The sequence below is a fragment of the bacterium genome, assembly GCA_040755755.1.
Lineage (GTDB): Bacteria > SZUA-182 > SZUA-182 > DTGQ01 > DTGQ01 > DTGQ01.
On the sequence record JBFLZW010000029.1, the window covers coordinates 1 to 15,842 of the forward strand.

Below are 15,842 nucleotides of genomic sequence, written 5' to 3' on the forward strand. Positions count from 1 at the left end.
CAGGGTGTTTCTGGTAATCAATTTGGGGTGATTCCACCATTTTTTATGCCTCCCTTCCTACTTTTTCGAGGCATAAAGGATAAAAATTCACCTCATATAGCAAAATTTATTCCGATCTCTATTGATGTCCGAACCTCTTTTTGTTTTCTATGTGGTCGCGTATTTATGGCGACCTGTACTAAGATACTCGGCCCGGTGAAAATAGGTAATAACGTAACTATAGGAGCAAATTCAGTCGTAACTCGTGATATCCCTGCAAACCATACCTATCAGGGCATACCCTCCATATTAAAAAAATTAAGCACAAACAACCAAATATAATTATTGATGCGCCCGCGAAAGCAGGAATTGAGAAGGATGAGCCCGGGTTCTCACTTTCTCATTCTCCCTGGGTAGCTGGATAAACAGAAAAAATCCGATTGGGGAGATCAGGAAGATATAAGCGGTGGATGTCCATTGTGCACAGGTGAAAACCGGATAACTGCTCGTTTGCCAAGGAGATGGGTATGCCGATACGAAAATTAAAAGAGTTTCTGGATAACAATAACATCAGGTATGTAACTATCACTCACTCACCTGCCTACACTGCTCAGGAGATTGCAGCCTCAGCCCACATTCCTGGGCGGGAGATGGCCAAGACAGTCATGGTGAAAATCGATGAAAAAATGGCTATGGTTGTTCTGCCTGCCAATGTTCAGATAAACTTCGATTTCCTCAGATGCATCACCGGAGCACAGAGAGTTTCGCTTGCCAGTGAGGAAGAATTCAAGGACAGATTCCCGGAATCCGAGATTGGAGCCATGCCGCCTTTTGGCAATTTGTATGGCCTGGATGTACTGGTGTCAGAAGATCTGGCCATGGATGAGGAAATCGCCTTTAATGCCGGTTCTCACTCGGAGCTGATCAAGATGTCCTATAAAGATTTCGAGCGGCTCGTAAGGCCAAAAGTGATAGTAACGTCTTGAAGTCAGCGGACAAGGAAAATACCATCTTCAATTTCCCTTGCTCTCACTGCCTGGCTGGGGGTACCACATGAAAGGGTCGATCCCTGGTATCACCTGGTATCAAGGATGATACCTGCCAAAACGTGAAGAGTATTCGGCTCTTGAAACATCATCTTGACTATCGACTGCCATTCCTGCTATTTTTATTTAATAATCACTCTAATTTTGATAATAATATATATTTATAGGATCGTATTTTGGAACTCCCATACCCCAGGAATATGGAGTATCTCACCAGGCACTCGAAGATGCGCACCCTAATTGATGGCTCATCATGGTACTCTGATGGCCATTTCCTGAGAGCAACAGAAGATACTTACCCCCAGAGGATACAAATGAAACCTGTAATCAGCCTCAATACAATATGCCTGAAAAGGCGCATGGGGATAATTATTCTCCTGCTTCTGGCAATCCTGATGCCCGGCAAGCCTGCTCTCTCGGCAGTTGTCCTGGAGCCTGGGGCAATATTGGAAGCCGGGGCAATACCGGACCCTGGAGCAATAACGGCCAAACCGGCTCAAAGAAGTTGTCTGGAGGATAATTCCGGCATCCTGGACATCGAAGGGGTCAGTGGAAAGGTGGGCGATGAGATTCTCATTCCAATAAAGATCCAGGCCCTGCCCAGGGCAGTATTTTCCTTTGGCTTTGAAGTTTCTTATGATAGTCGCATTCTGGAATACACGGGTTTTGGCTTTGGCCGGGGAGATCTGGCTGCTTCACTCAACAGGTTCGATGTCTATTCCTTGAGCCCTGGCAAACTCAGGGGCGGGGGGCTTTCCCTGCGCGATGGGCTCTCGAAAGGGGCAAATGGCTGCCTTGCCTCGCTGAAGTTTATGATCAGGGGTGGCCTTGAAGGTGAATGTTACCCGGTGAAGCTTGAAAATCTGGTGGATGACATGGCCAATTTTCCTGCCAGTTCCGCGTGTGTCTGTATTACTTCCGTCAGGATGTGGTATAAGGATGCGGACAAAGATGGATATGGCACCAGGAGCGTGGTTAAGGTCCAGAGTAATCAGCCGTCCGGTTTTGTGTCCAATGCCGATGATTGCGATGACAGCCAGACCAGGATTAACCCGGCCACTGTGTGGTATCAGGACGAGGATGGTGATGAATATGGAGATAAGGATTCGTCCAGGGTCCAGTGCAGGCAGCCCGATGGTTATACTCTGAATGCTCCTGACAATTGCCCGAAGGTGTCCAATCCCAAACAGACAAACAGTGATCAAGACTCCCGGGGAGATGCCTGCGACAATTGTCCTTTTATGGCCAATGAGGATCAGGAGGATAAAGACGGAGATGGAGTGGGTGATGCATGTGACCGGTGCCCGGACTATTACAACCCGGATCAGGATGATGCCGCTTCAGTGGTTCCTGACAGGGCAGAATTGCCTCTGCTGACCCTGAATTGCGGCCAGAAGGTGACACTTACTCCGCCGACAGCTACCGATCCCTGCACCGGCAGGAAAATAACGGCCATAAGAGGGAGCACTGAGGATATCTTCTCCTCTGGACCGGGGACATATACCGTAACCTGGAACTACCAGAAGGATAGGAAAACCATCCTGACCCAGCAGCAGACTATCGCTGTGGTTGATAAGGAGCCCCCGGTTCCCCACCAGAAAGACCTTCCTGCAATCGTGAGAGACTGCGTGATCACGGATCCAGGGAAGCCATGCACCTGTGAACAAAAACCCATCGATCCTCCCAGGGCTACTGACCTGTGCGCTGGAGAAATCATTGCCACTACCCAGGATCCCCTGGTCTGTGAAAGTCCCGGCACCTACAAGGTGACCTGGACCTATAGTGATGACTCCACAAAACCTGTCTCACAGACTCAAGAGGTCATCGTGCGGCTTGTGGCCCACGTTGGACCAGGACAGACCTTTGCACGAGTGGCAGATGGAATTGGTGCTGTGTCTGCTCCAGGTGTTATCGGCAAGATCAAGGTTGCCAGAGGAGAATACCGTTTCGACCCGAAGATTTATGTTCAAAGCAGGCAAATTCTGGAAGGCGGGTGGGACCCCAATTTCAACATTCGGGACCCGAAGATCTATAAGACGTTACTTTCCGGCAGTTCGATCGTTTTTATCGATGCCAATGCAGCCAGCCTGGATGGTTTTATTATTGAAAATTCAACTGCCGGTGACAGGGATATACTTCCAGCAATACTACCGGTACGGTTCAGAAAAGAAAGTTTCGGCAATATTGCCTACTCCGGCGGCGGCATATACTGCAAGAATTCCTCACCGCTCATATCAAACTGCGAGATACTCAATAACCGGGCATATGAAGCAGGCGGCGGTCTGTTTTGTCTCAATTCCTCTCCAACCATTTCCAACTGCGTCATATCGAAAAACAGGTCCGATCTTTTCGGCGGCGGCATTTGCTGCCTGAACTCATCACCGGTCGTTCAAAATTGCACGATCTCGGAAAATACTGCCATGTACGGCAGCGGGATTTCCTGTGACGGTTCCTCGTTTCCGGTTATCATCAACTGTACCCTATGGAAGAACACGGCTTCCAGCGACGGCGGCGGGATATATGTCAGGGACTCGAGCCTGAAGGCCGTAAACTGCACCCTGTGGGGAAACAGCAGCGCCTCTCAGGGAGGCAGCATCTATGCTGAAAATTCCCTGTTCACGGTGACGAACAGCATCCTGTGGAATAACCTGCCCGATGAGATATGGTCCGATGCCGGATCAACCAGCCAGGTAACCTATTGCGCTGTTCAGGGAGGGTTTGGCGCTCCTGAAATCACCCATAATATTCAGAGCAATCCCTTATTCAAGGATCCCAATGCCCGGGATTTTCGCCTTTTTTCCGGCATACACCAAAGATCTCCCTGCATCGATGCAGGCACCGGGAGTGAAGCTCCGGATGAGGATAAGGATGGCGAATCAAGACCTTACGATGGGGACTGTGACGGGACGCCCGAAGTTGACATTGGTGCTTATGAGTACCGGGATGACCAGCAGCCGGTGCCTGATCTCGATCCCCTGCCGGCGGTCAGAGGAGATTGCCAGCTTGCCCTGACCCCGCCGACAGCGACCGATGACTGCGCCGGACCGATTACCGCTGTCACTGATAAGCCGCTCCTCTACACCAGCCAGGGCACTTTTTCGGTGACCTGGACCTATGACGACGGCCACGGGAATATCACCCGGCAGGACCAGACGGTCGTGGTTCAGGATACCACTCCCCCTGTTTTCGACCAAAATCCTTTGCCGGACCTGAGATTCGAGTGCGCTGATCAGATACAGATCATCCCGCCGACAGCCACAGATCTTTGCGCCGGAAAAGTAACGGCAACCACTGCCGATTCCGTACCCTCATCGGTCGGCACAACTACTCTGACCTGGTGCTATCAGGACACCCTTGGCAATGTCTCGTACCAGACGCAGAAGGTTCTGGTGACCGATACCCAAAAGCCGGTGCCGGACCTCGATACCCTGCCGGATATCGTGGCTGAGAATACCGTTACCCTGACACCGCCGACAGCCACTGACCGCTGCCAGGGGAAGATTACAGCAATAACCGACCACCTCACCTATACCCAAAAGGGCAGTCATACGGTAATCTGGACCTATCGTGACAGCAGCGGCAATAGCGTGGAGCAGCAGCAGAAGGTAACTATCAGGCGGGTGCTCTTCACCGGCCCCGGACAGGCATATTCAACCATCAAAGCGGCCCTGGACAGCGCTGACAGCGAAGATACCATCAGACTGGCCGCAGGCTCATATTCCGGTGTCCAGGTTACCATCCAGAAGGGAATCAGGCTGGAAGGGGGATGGGACAGCGGTTTTACGCACCGGGATCCCGCCCTCTATCCGGCTGTTCTGGCTGGTGCAGCGGGAGCAGGGCCGGTGATAACCTTTATCAATTGCAATCAGGCAATAGTTGACGGATTAACCATTACCCATGTCAGCAGTCCGGGCAAGCCCGGGGCCGGCTCCGGAATATCCTGCCGCAATTCTTCTCCCACAATCGTAAACTGCATCATATCCGGCAACAGCACCTCGTATGGTGCCGGAATATATTGTGAACATTCCTCTCCCCAGATCGTCCGCTGCACCATCACGGAGAATACCGCTGCCACAGCCGGAGGAGGGATTTACTGGACCTCGGACTCCCGGCCAGTTATCCTGGATTGCCGATTCATCCATAATATCAGCCAGGGGAAGCCCAGCCATGTCAGTATGGAAAGTAACCCCGGTTTCTCTTCCGACCTCCAGTTGACAGGCCACAAGGCTTTCAGGCAGGTTCAGTTCCTGATCTACAACAACCGGAGCGGGCTGGGAAGATCTGCCTACCGGTTCTTTGAACAGCCATGCGGGTTGAATCAGGTTATCGGTAACGATGACCTTGTGGTCATCTCCCTTCAGCCATGATGTTCAGATAAGAGAGACGGAAGCTGAAACGGTTTTCTCATGGCCAGAGGGGGGCGGAGGATTTCGGACATGACGACTCCCTGCCAGAGCATGTCCGGATGGATCAGAAAGGATATCCCTTCGGCATCGATTTTCTCTCCGGAAATCTCCGGCCTGCCAGATAACGGCGGTTGTAATTCCCCTGGCACTGCACCCTGCCCGGCACTTATTGCCTCTCCTGCTGCCTTGCAGGAAATGATCTCCGCTGGCGTAGGCCGGGTCCTCATCTCAGGTACTGGGCCTCTTCCCGGTGGAATTTCGGCTGTCCTTCCCGGTGGAGTCGATGCCCTCCCCGGCGACGGAGCCGCAGGCCCGGTTGGTCCTTCCCGGTGCGTTCTGGCCCTGCGCTCCCAGTCAGCCAGAACATCCAGGGCTTCTCTCTCCCGGGGAGTAAGCACTGGCCGGGGGGCTGCTTCTTTCGGCCTGCTGGTGGAAGATGACGGCCCCGGCTCCCTGTGAGGCGAAGGGGGGGATGGCCCTCTCTGTTGAGGCAGCCTCTGCCGCTGAGGCGGCGGGTAATGCCGGTCCTTCCCCTGCTGGCTTTTTTTCAAAAACCGGAGAAAGGCGCTGATGAGATAAAAGACGATGACAAGCTCGATAACTCTGTCCATAAGGCTAGCCTTTCTCTTTCTCGGTCTTGGGTTGTCCGCCGCCGGGAGTTGCGGGTTTTTCCCCTCCCATTCGGGAAATGGATTCCCGCATTTCGGTATCAGCCGAGATATTCTTGAGATGATAGTAATCCATGACACCAAGATTCCCCCTGCGGAAGGCTTCGGCCATAGCCAGCGGCACCTGGGATTCGGCCTCGATGACTTTGGCCTTCATTTCCTGTACCTTGGCTTTCATTTCCTGCTCCATGGCTACCGCCAGAGCACGACGGCTTTCAGCCTGTGCCTGAGCGATTTCCTTATCAGCCTGGGCCTGCATGGTCTGCAGGCGGGCTCCGACATTTTCTCCTACATCCACATCGGCAATATCAATGGACAGGATTTCAAAGGCAGTCCCTGAATCCAGCCCCTTGGACAGGACTGTCCGGGAGATGGAATCCGGGTTTTCCAGAACGTCTTTATATGAGGCCGAGGAGCCGATGGTAGTGACCACACCCTCTCCGACGCGGGCGATGATGGTTTCCTCTCCCGCTCCTCCGACCAGCCGCTCCATGTTGGCCCGCACCGTCACCCGGGATTTGGCCTGAACCTGAATACCGTCCTTGGCTACGGCAGCCACAACCGGAGTTTCGATGACCTTGGGAATAACGCTCATCTGCACTGCTTCCAGTACGTTCCGGCCAGCAAGGTCTATGCCCGATGCAATGTCGAATCCCATCTTGATTCCTGCCTTGTCTGCGGAAATGAGGGCCTTGACCACGGATTCGACATGCCCCCCTGCCAGAAACAAGGCCTCAAGATCATTGATGGCAATATCCAGACCCGCCTTGACAGCGCTGATTCTGGCATTAACCACCACATGGGGCGGCACCCGGCGAAACCTCATGCCGATCAGGTTGATGATTCCCACATAAGCTCCGGAAGACCAGGCGGCAATCCAGAGCTGGACCGGAATAAGGTAGGTGAAAAGAATCAGGAAAATAATGATAAAAGCAAAAGCGAAAAATGGGAATAATGGTGTTAAGGGCATAGCTCAAGCCTCCAGGGTTACAGAGTTAGTTAGTTATTTTAAAATTTGATAATTCTCACTGTTCTTCCTCGACAAATATGCGATTGCCCTCTATCCGGACAATCCTGACTCTGGTGCCTTTTTCCAGATAGGTGCCATCGGTGAGCACATTCAGGCGATGTCCCTGAAAGTTGGCTATACCTGCCGGTCTGAGGTCAGATGCGGCCAGGCCGGTTTGCCCGGGAGATAGAGCTGAATTTTTCCCTGCGCCCTCTTCTCTATCTCCACCACCGGCAGCGTGAGGGGCAGGCTTTCCAACCTGGCGTTTCAGCACAAAAGTGCTGGTCAGACCGCTTTTCCGTAAAAGGATGATCGACAGGACAATCGATCCAATGCTGACCAGCGCGGCCCCGATTGCCCAGGCTATGTTCAGCCTGCTCCATGCCAGATAAACAGCCGTAGCCAGCAGGAAAACGGCTCCGGTACCTGCAAGGCCAAAGCCGGGGATAATGAATACTTCGACGAGCATCAGGACCGTTCCCAGAAGCATCAGCAGGAGAATCAGAACAGGCAGGCTCATTGCCGATCCGGTGAGCAGCAGAATGCCCGACACCAAAAGCAGAAGCAGCATGGCCAGAACGGGCAGATGCAGGAAGGCATACCGCAGTATCAAACCCTCTCCTCCTTTCCGATTTTTTGGACCATGATCCTGCTGCCCTCCACCCGGACAATCCGCACTGCAGAGCCCCGGTCGATAAAATCTCCCTCGCTGACCACGTTCAGGCGCTTTTTTCCGAATGCCGCCTTCCCGGCGGGCCGAAGGTTAGTCAGGGCCACTCCGCTCTGGTCAAGATGCTGAACCCGGTCCGGTTCCTGGTCTGATTTCAGGGCTGGCCGTGCTTCTTCCGGCGCAGCAGTGTCGGTTTTTGGCTGTTCAGCCTCACGCTGTCGTCCCTGGCCGGTGCGGGTCTGGAGCACCAGCCGCTGGACAGCCGCGCTTTTGGCCAGAAATTTCACCGACAGGGCAAGGGCAATCAGGGCGATGAGCATGACAATCGAGATGTGCGATACCGCACTCCATAGCTCCCAGGAAGTGGGATTCCTGCCCACCAGACTCAGGATGAAACCGGCGGCCAGGGCTGCCAGGCCAAGGATGCCGGTCAGACCGAAACCGGGAATAACCAGGATTTCCAAAAGGAGCAGAACCGTGCCGATCAAAAGGAGCGCGACCTCTTCCCAGCCGACCAGCCTGAGAATCACATGCCCCCAGAAGAACACAGCCAGGCAGATCAATCCCACGGTTCCGGCGATCCCCCAGGTAGGTGTCCTCAGCTCAATAAGCAGGCCGAGCAGGCCAATGGTCAGGAGCACGGAGCTGATCAGACTGCCGCTCGTGGCCCGGAGAAACTTTTCTGCCCAGTTCGCTCTTTGCTCCACCAGCCTGGCTTGCATAGGTAGATGGAGATTGAATTTTTGCAGGATCTCTCCGGTTCCGCCGGTGATTTCAAAATCGGCAACTTTGGAACGCAGGGCCTCAGAGGTGGTCAGCGTCAGCAGCTTTCCTTTTTCGGTCAGTCCCTCGATGACTACATCCGGATCGACCATGGCTTCAGCAATTCGCGAAGGACGGTGGTTTTTTTCCGCTGTGGCCTTCATCTCCTTGCGGAAGTAGGAGATCACCTTTTCACTGGCAGGTTCTCCCTTCTGACTGAAAGGGTCGATTATAACTGGTGTGGCTGCTCCGATCGTGGCTCCGGGGGCCATGACAATTTTCTGGCAGGCCAGGGAAATCAGCGCTCCGGCAGAGATGGCCCGCTCGTTGATATAGGCGATGGTCAGGGTTTTTGAATTCAGCAGGGTATCCCGGATGTCGATGGCTGCATCCAGGCGGCCTCCAAGAGTGTTGATTTCCAGGATTATGGCCCGGATACCCTGTTCATCAGCCTGCCGGACCACGCGCCTGATGAACGGGGAAAGCCCCTGATCGACCTCTCCACTGAGCTTGACCAGGAAAACCTCATCCTGCCTGTTCCGCCCCTTATCCCCCCCCTGCCCGATTACAGCCACACTGTTTGAGGCTCTCAAGGAAAAGAGAGTCAGAAATAGAATCAATGACAGCACCAGTGCCGGGAAGCGATGCACAGAAAATATCCTTTCCATTTTGCTTTTACCTTAATTTCCTGCATCTTGTACCGAGCTGTTATTTTCTCTTAACTCAACCGCAGTATAACAGGGTACGGGCTAATTGGCAAGGGTTTATGCAATGATATCATCTTCTTATGGTGATAGTACAAGGCAACAGCAGGGTGGGGCTAAAATGCCTCATCACTGCCATGAGTAAAAAAGCAACCCTGGCATGAGAGAAAAGGCAACCCGGTGGTGGGTCATGTGCCCCACCATAAGTCAGGGTAGAGATAATGTCATTACTCAGGAAGGCGCAAAGGGGCAAGGGCACAGAGGCAGTCATGGGCTGGGGCTGTCTGGCCCCAGCCCATGACTTGCAATAGTATATGTTAATCTTACAATAAGCCTGACTCAGTGAAATAATTGCAGTACTACCAGTAATCACGATTGGAATTATCAATTCAACCGGGTATCAGTCTGGATGCTGCACTGACCTATGCCACCCTGGGAGAGGTTAAGAACAAAGATCAGCTTCCCCGTGAACCCGCTCTCCACCTTATTTGAAATCTCCCTGTTGATGCTTTGCAGTAAGTGCGACTTTGGATCGGCTGCTCTTACGAATTGTCTCACGTCGGATACCTTATCTGCGGTGACTCTCATTTCACCTACTCCTTTCGTCCGGCCTTTTGTCCAGGCTCCAGGATTCAAACTGAATCCACAAACTGCTTCATGATCATCCCCCCGGTTATGGATAGCTGTTATTCTCTTGATGGCAAACTCCGTTCAAATGTTCCCCATGTTCCTCTTAAGCACCTTCCTTAACGAGTTTACTCTTCTCCTTCCCTGCTGATGTCAGCTCATGCCCCAAAGGGGCTTGTTCTGACTCTTCTCGAATGTTCTGGCACTTACGACATTTCTTCCGCCAGCCAAGATCGCAGGTTCCCCTGCCGACTTCAAATCCGAAGATGGCGAAAAATATTCCGGCCAGTTTAATACAGAACCAAAACCCATCGATAGATTCTCTCACTGACATGGTTTTCCTCCCTGTTCTTGTCTTTGCAGGTTTCTCGCGGTATGCGGATATTATTGTTCTGCAAAAGCAAAAATTCCCTTGAAGTGTTCCTTGTTCAATGCTCTGATTATTATTAATATTTAACCTTATTTACTTATTTTAAACTGATGTTAAAAATTTGAGATTATATTCATCTGCTTTAATATACATTACAATAAATGTGCCATTTATTTTAAATAAGATGAATGATAAGAATATCTTATATAAAACATCATAACACCTTGATTTCTTTCCCTGCTCAAAACGGTATTCCAAGATGTCCGGATTACCAGCGCGGCTTTTATTTTATCAATAAAAACAAGTAATTTTTAATTAGTTCGTATATAATGTCGAAAGATAGTAATAATTAACTAAAAATCAAATATAAGTTTACTTATTAAATATTAAATTACTAATAATCAAAGGTATGCACAGACTCCGGGAAACAGGTCTCTAAAATACAAAATGTATAAATTTCAAGTAGTTATGAATTAAAACCGGATAGAACTGGTAAAAAAGTTATCAGAAAACCGGATTCCTGCCGGTCTGGAGTCTGGTAAATTGCATAATTTTGATGCACTAGATATTCTCTGCAAGGATCGCTAATCAGTTATACTGCACATATTTAGTGCAGTGTTATTCATCTTTTTGCTGGTATTTATTTTAAGCTGCCAATATTATATAGAATTATCTAATCTTTTATCTAACCAGGTCAGAATAAATCAAAATGCATTAAAATGATGCAAGGCCGGATGCGGAGAAAAGAATTGGAAGCCGGGAGTTTTTTAGATAGTGAAAATGGGAAAGAGAAATCAGGATAGGGAAAACAGGTATGGCGGGGCATAGGTACCTGCCCCGCCATGATCAGAAGGAGAAATCAAAACCAATGCTTAATGCTTATGGCAATGAAGCGCACTGTAACCTGAAGTGTACTATTGACCTGCTGGCGTATTCCCTGCGGGGGGAGCCGCAGGTGCAGCAGGAGCTGGTGGTGAACCTGCTCCGGGAGAAGGAGTTGCCGGATTTTCCGGTGCAGGCGATGGTTTCGGTAAAAAGGTTTTTATGTCAGCCTTCTCCCGTAAGGACTGAATGTAATTTTTAACGGCATCGCTCCGCTGTTTTCCGCTGAGGTACTGCTGGATCCGGGCTTTACTTTCTTCGAAGGAACTTTCAGCAGCAGGCTTAGTATTGGTAACTTTAATGATATGGTAGCCAAACGGGGTTTCGACCACGTTGCTGATTTCCCCAACCTTCATGCTAAAGGCTGCCTGAGAGAATTCCGGAACCATCTGTTTGCGGGTAAAAAAGCCCAGGTCCCCGCCGTTTTGAGAGCTTGGGCAATCGGAATTTTCCTTGGCAAGTTTAGCGAAATCTTCGCCTGCCCTGGCTTTCTTGAGGATTCCCTCAATTTTCTCTTTAGCCTGCTTCTTCGTTGCCTCATCAGCATTCTTTTCAACCTTGACCAGGATATGGCTGGCCTGGACCATCTCTTCCTGCTTAAACTGATCCTTATGCGCCTCATAGTACTTTTTGAGATCTTCATCGCTTGCCTGCTGGGATGTGGTTTGAGCAGTTATCTGCTGCTGAATAACCTTGGAGATGATCATGTTCTTTCTTAACTCATTCTTCAGATCATCCAGGTTTATATTATTCTCTTTTAACCTGTTATTAAACTCCTCTTCGGTGGGGAACTGTTTTTTGAATTGCTCAATCCGGGCCAGTATCTCTTCGTCCGGAATCGTAATGTTGAGCTCCTTGCCTTTTTGGCAAATCAATTCACCCTCGACCAGCCGGTCAAGAATCATCTGCTGAAGCTGGAGCTTTTGCTCCGGCGGCATTTTATCTGCCATATCCGGGTTCTGGGAGGTATGAGCATTCAAGGTCCGGTCCAGTTCTTTTCGAGAGATATTCACTCCATTAACCGTAGCGACGACATCGCCCGGACTCTGAAGCTGACCGGATGGGGATTGTTTTTCTCCCCCCTCCTTTGGTGCAGCGGGAGAAGATGTGGTTCCTTTATCTTCACCCTTGCCAGGTGTGGGAGAAGAATGGCAGGAATAAAGCAATAAAGAGATACAGGCGCAGGCAAAAAGTGTTACGGTAAATCTGACAGTCTTTTGATAATTCATTACTTTCCTCCTTGGTTTCAATGACGACTATAGACTGCTGGTAAGGAACAGACACTCAGCCGGAACTCTCTGTCATAAAATCGGAATTATGTCAGGTAGCGGCATCTTTGTCAATGAATATCCATGCCTTACTGACTGGCAGGTAAAAGATTTCCATCGGCAATACAAGCAGACAGGCTTTTAAAAGACAAAGGCCACCAGCAAAGATGCTGGTGGCCTGAGCCAACAGTATTGTAATCCCCATTTCCCGAGATATGATAAAGCTATCAGCCCGGCTTCCTGGAACTACAACCTCGACGGCCTGGTGACCCTGGCGATTGAAAAGTGAGGCTCAATCCGGTTTCATTATCGGCCTTTTTCTGGAAAATATACTATCCGGGTAACTATCGTAACTATTCACTTTCCTTCGGTTTTCCGTCATTCCGACTGAATGGATAAATCTTGGAATGTACGGTTATTCAAACAGTTGGCTGGCTACTATCTTTCATATCCGTTCGGGATGTCCAGGAGTGCTGAACGATTACGCTACATCCATAGCTGCTTTATAAAGACTAATATTTTCAATAAATTAACTAGCTTATGCCGGGAATGAAAAATAAATGAGTGTAGGAAAAGACTACAAATTTATTATTTTCCTCATCATACCTGGCGGATAAGTCGAAAAAATCAGCATGGCATAAACATTGCAAAGTTCGAGGTAGAAGTGCTTTCAAGGAGGGGGAATACTGGTAAGGAGGTGATAGTAAAAATAGAGTTATGCTGCAATGAGACTTCCAAAGGGAGCTTGCTCCGAGGCTATGCTCCGGAAGATGTCTCCCAAGAAATGAAAGTGAAATGTCTCTTTTCGGTCCTTAAACTGCAAGTTCTCAATCTCGAAGAAGGGTTCATACTATGAAACATGTAATGGCTATCGCTCTTTCTCTTGGCTTATTCTTCCTGTCATCCATTCTCATTCCATCTCCGGCTGCGGCATCAACCTTTGATTTTGACGGTTATATTACTTATCATAATGATGTTGTACCAATCGCTTTCACCTTAAACAACGATGCTACCGATGTAAGGGTATGGACCGATTCATTTCAAAACGGCGCTAATTTCGATCCTATTACGGCAGTGTGGCGTAGCGATGGAACTTTACTTGGAGAAAATGACGATAATGATACCATAAATCCCGCAACTCAAACCTACTGGGATTCAGGGCTCTATTTTGCTTCTCTGGCTGCCGGGGATTATCTTTTTACCGTTGCAGCATATTCCAATTTTGCAAATGGACCAACCTTAGCAGATGGTTTTCGGTTTGATGGCGATATTCCTATCCCAATCGAAAACTGGTGGGTACAGGCTCCAGGATATTACCATGTATGGCTTGATGGAGTTGACAATGCAGCACCGGTCCCAGAACCTGCTACTTACCTGCTTTTCCTCTTCGGTTTAGCAGGATTGGTAGGAGTAAAGAAGAGATTCAGTTGATAGCACTTCCTATCGGATATTGAAAGGCAGAGCCGATAAAGGCTCTGCCTTTTTTGTTGCTTTCAGTACTGATCATCCCTCAAATAGATTTGTTACCCAATGAATGGTTAAGAATTAAAGGATTACCAAGACAGGGGGAATAACTGTTCCGGAACTTACTTGGCTATCAAGGCCAGCCCAGGTAAATTACCAGAATATGTTTCCAGCAGTATTTAAATTTTCGCCAGTCAGACCGGCTCAGCCAACTTTGGCCTGCGCCCCAACCTTGGACCTTGGCCATCCTTAACAGGTCAGATGGAGAGCGGCCACTACCTTTCTGATGGCTGACAGCTTATTGCAGGTTTTCCAGGCGTTAACAGTATCTTCAACGATCAGGATTATTCCCTGATCAGCGACCTGCCTCCTGAGTCCATCAGGAACCCTCATGCAGCCCGCATATCCGGTACCTACGATCAGTATATCTGGCCTCGATTCCAGCGCATCCTCGATATCTTCAAGACTGAGCACGTGCCCCTCTTTTCGCCACCAGGGGGAAATGACCCTGTCAGGAAATATTTTGAGATCCGAATCATAACGGACCCCATCAATGACGATGGAACCAAAAGTATAATCCTCAATGGTCATATCCCGTTGTTCCTCCCCTTCCTTCCCCTGAAACTGTCCCCCTGTATCCCCCTGAAATCATCGAATCCAGGGATATGATAATGATTAGATCGGAGGGAACAGGAACGACAGAGGAGTAAAAATCGGAGGAATGAATAAAGGAGAGGCTGCCGGAGGTAACAGTGCAGGTGTTGTCAGCGGTACAGTCGCTGTCAGGGTTGGAGCGACGGCGGTTGGGGCCGCAATCCCCGGAATGGGTGTTATCGGTACAGGAATGGTCACAGGTGCAGTCACTGCTGTCGGCACCGTGACCACCTGAGTAGGAGCCGACACCGATATGGCCGGAGCTATCAGAGAAAGGTCAAAATTGCCTGCATCACCTTTGGAATAAAGCTGATCATAGAGCACATACCGCCCGGTGATATTCTCCGGGTCAACTAAAGTGCAATCCAGTTTCAGTGACCATTCTTTCAAAAGTAAATCAATATATGTTCCGGTGAGGACAAAGGTGGAGTCTACCGGATCGAATGTACCTGACACATCGACCGGGCCGGTAAGGTATCTGTTGAGCAGCAGCGTGCAGCTTCCCGATAGCTCACGGGTAACGGGAGCTTCAACCAGATCAAGAGTCATTTTGCCGGTTGAAGATGTCTTGACCAGGCTGAACCATGTTCCCTCCCATGAACCTGCCTGCTCGGCTGCAATAAATGACCTGACAACCCGCTTCCCCTGCTGTTTGCCAGCCGTATTCAGGGGAAGCTCGGCAGACGGATTCGGAGCGGCAGCCGAAATAGTTGATGACTGGCTGCTCATCAGTCCGGCCCAAGGGCCAAAGGCCAGTAAATAGGCAAGACTTACAGGATCATAGAAGCCGCCATAACCATAGATTCCAATCCCTCCCAGGCCTAAAAAGCCGAATGCGCCGAGTGCACCCAATCCGCTCAACCCGTTCAATCCGATGCCCCCATAGGGACTGCCGAGAATTCCCAGGGCATAGGGGGACGCCCCGCCAAAACCGAGAGGTCCAAACAGCAACCCTCCCTGCTGGCCATACCATCCTCCCAAGCCCAGGCCCACTCCCCCAAGACTGGAAAAACCTAAAGGATAGGAGCCGCCACTGCCAAACAGGCTGTAAAAGGCGTATGAATCCGGAGAGCCGTTCAAGAAAAAAAACGAGAACAGAAAAACGGTGAGCAGCAGAGAAAAGTGAGCTGTAGTGATCCATTTCTTGACGGCCGCAGAAGCCATGTAGTATTCCCCCCTCAATAGTCCTGAAAAAGCAAAGCCGGATCCTTCGAGCCTTCTCGTACGTATTTCCCGATCCTGGTGCCTGTTTGCAGACTTTTCACAAAACCGATCCCGGCCTGATGCCTATCCATGAGATCCCCAAGGAGATTGGCTATTTGCCATATTTTCT

The 15,842-nt window shown here is 50.1% G+C and carries 14 protein-coding genes; 4 read left to right on the forward strand and 10 right to left on the reverse strand.

Features of this window, described 5'->3' with window-relative positions; all coding sequences use genetic code 11:
• The 3 genes from AB1611_09285 to AB1611_09295 all read left to right on the forward strand — a co-directional run.
• Positions 1 to 321, forward strand: a 321-nt coding sequence (locus AB1611_09285) for a hypothetical protein (protein ID MEW6379787.1), incomplete at its 5' end; no start/stop codon positions are given.
• A gap of 185 nt (positions 322 to 506) precedes the next feature.
• Positions 507 to 965 (forward strand): YbaK/EbsC family protein, encoded by a 459-nt coding sequence (locus AB1611_09290; GenBank protein MEW6379788.1) that lies wholly within the window; start codon positions 507 to 509, stop codon positions 963 to 965.
• Between the two features lie 374 nt (positions 966 to 1,339).
• Positions 1,340 to 5,392: a cohesin domain-containing protein gene (locus tag AB1611_09295; protein MEW6379789.1), complete on the forward strand. Its 4,053-nt coding sequence runs from the start codon at positions 1,340 to 1,342 to the stop codon at positions 5,390 to 5,392.
• Here the strand turns inward: AB1611_09295 and AB1611_09300 are convergent.
• From AB1611_09300 to AB1611_09335, 8 genes are all read right to left on the reverse strand, one after another.
• Positions 5,383 to 6,042 (reverse strand): hypothetical protein, encoded by a 660-nt coding sequence (locus tag AB1611_09300; protein MEW6379790.1) that lies wholly within the window; start codon positions 6,040 to 6,042, stop codon positions 5,383 to 5,385. The two genes, AB1611_09295 and AB1611_09300, sit on opposite strands and share 10 nt — an antisense overlap.
• A 4-nt stretch (positions 6,043 to 6,046) precedes the next feature.
• Positions 6,047 to 7,069 (reverse strand): flotillin-like protein FloA, encoded by a 1,023-nt coding sequence (gene floA / locus AB1611_09305; GenBank protein MEW6379791.1) that lies wholly within the window; start codon positions 7,067 to 7,069, stop codon positions 6,047 to 6,049.
• A 55-nt stretch (positions 7,070 to 7,124) separates the two neighbouring features.
• The gene (locus AB1611_09310; protein ID MEW6379792.1) at positions 7,125 to 7,721 is read right to left on the reverse strand and encodes an NfeD family protein; all 597 of its coding nucleotides are present in this window, start codon (positions 7,719 to 7,721) and stop codon (positions 7,125 to 7,127) included.
• Complete coding sequence (locus AB1611_09315; protein MEW6379793.1) at positions 7,718 to 9,208, reverse strand: NfeD family protein; 1,491 nt, start codon at positions 9,206 to 9,208, stop codon at positions 7,718 to 7,720. The genes AB1611_09310 and AB1611_09315 overlap by 4 nt, the downstream gene beginning before the upstream one ends.
• A gap of 420 nt (positions 9,209 to 9,628) precedes the next feature.
• Complete coding sequence (locus AB1611_09320; protein MEW6379794.1) at positions 9,629 to 9,832, reverse strand: hypothetical protein; 204 nt, start codon at positions 9,830 to 9,832, stop codon at positions 9,629 to 9,631.
• A 145-nt stretch (positions 9,833 to 9,977) separates the two neighbouring features.
• On the reverse strand, positions 9,978 to 10,205 hold the full coding sequence (locus AB1611_09325; protein MEW6379795.1) for a hypothetical protein: 228 nt from the start codon (positions 10,203 to 10,205) through the stop codon (positions 9,978 to 9,980).
• Between the two features lie 950 nt (positions 10,206 to 11,155).
• The gene (locus AB1611_09330) at positions 11,156 to 12,352 is read right to left on the reverse strand and encodes a peptidylprolyl isomerase (GenBank protein MEW6379796.1); all 1,197 of its coding nucleotides are present in this window, start codon (positions 12,350 to 12,352) and stop codon (positions 11,156 to 11,158) included.
• A 91-nt stretch (positions 12,353 to 12,443) separates the two neighbouring features.
• Entirely contained in the window at positions 12,444 to 12,596 is a 153-nt protein-coding gene (locus AB1611_09335) for a hypothetical protein (protein MEW6379797.1), read from the reverse strand.
• Between the two features lie 659 nt (positions 12,597 to 13,255).
• On the opposite strand from AB1611_09335, the gene AB1611_09340 reads away from it, so the two are divergent.
• Positions 13,256 to 13,822, forward strand: coding sequence for a DVUA0089 family protein (locus AB1611_09340; protein ID MEW6379798.1), 567 nt, complete (start codon positions 13,256 to 13,258; stop codon positions 13,820 to 13,822).
• Positions 13,823 to 14,104: 282 nt separating this feature from the next.
• On the opposite strand, the gene AB1611_09345 is transcribed toward AB1611_09340, so the two are convergent.
• Both AB1611_09345 and AB1611_09350 read right to left on the reverse strand, forming a co-directional pair.
• On the reverse strand, positions 14,105 to 14,446 hold the full coding sequence (locus AB1611_09345; GenBank protein ID MEW6379799.1) for an MTH938/NDUFAF3 family protein: 342 nt from the start codon (positions 14,444 to 14,446) through the stop codon (positions 14,105 to 14,107).
• An 84-nt stretch (positions 14,447 to 14,530) separates the two neighbouring features.
• Positions 14,531 to 15,673 carry a hypothetical protein gene (locus tag AB1611_09350; GenBank protein ID MEW6379800.1) on the reverse strand — a complete coding sequence of 381 codons (1,143 nt, stop codon included), beginning with the start codon at positions 15,671 to 15,673 and terminating at the stop codon, positions 14,531 to 14,533.
• Between the last annotated feature and the right edge of the window lie 169 nt (positions 15,674 to 15,842).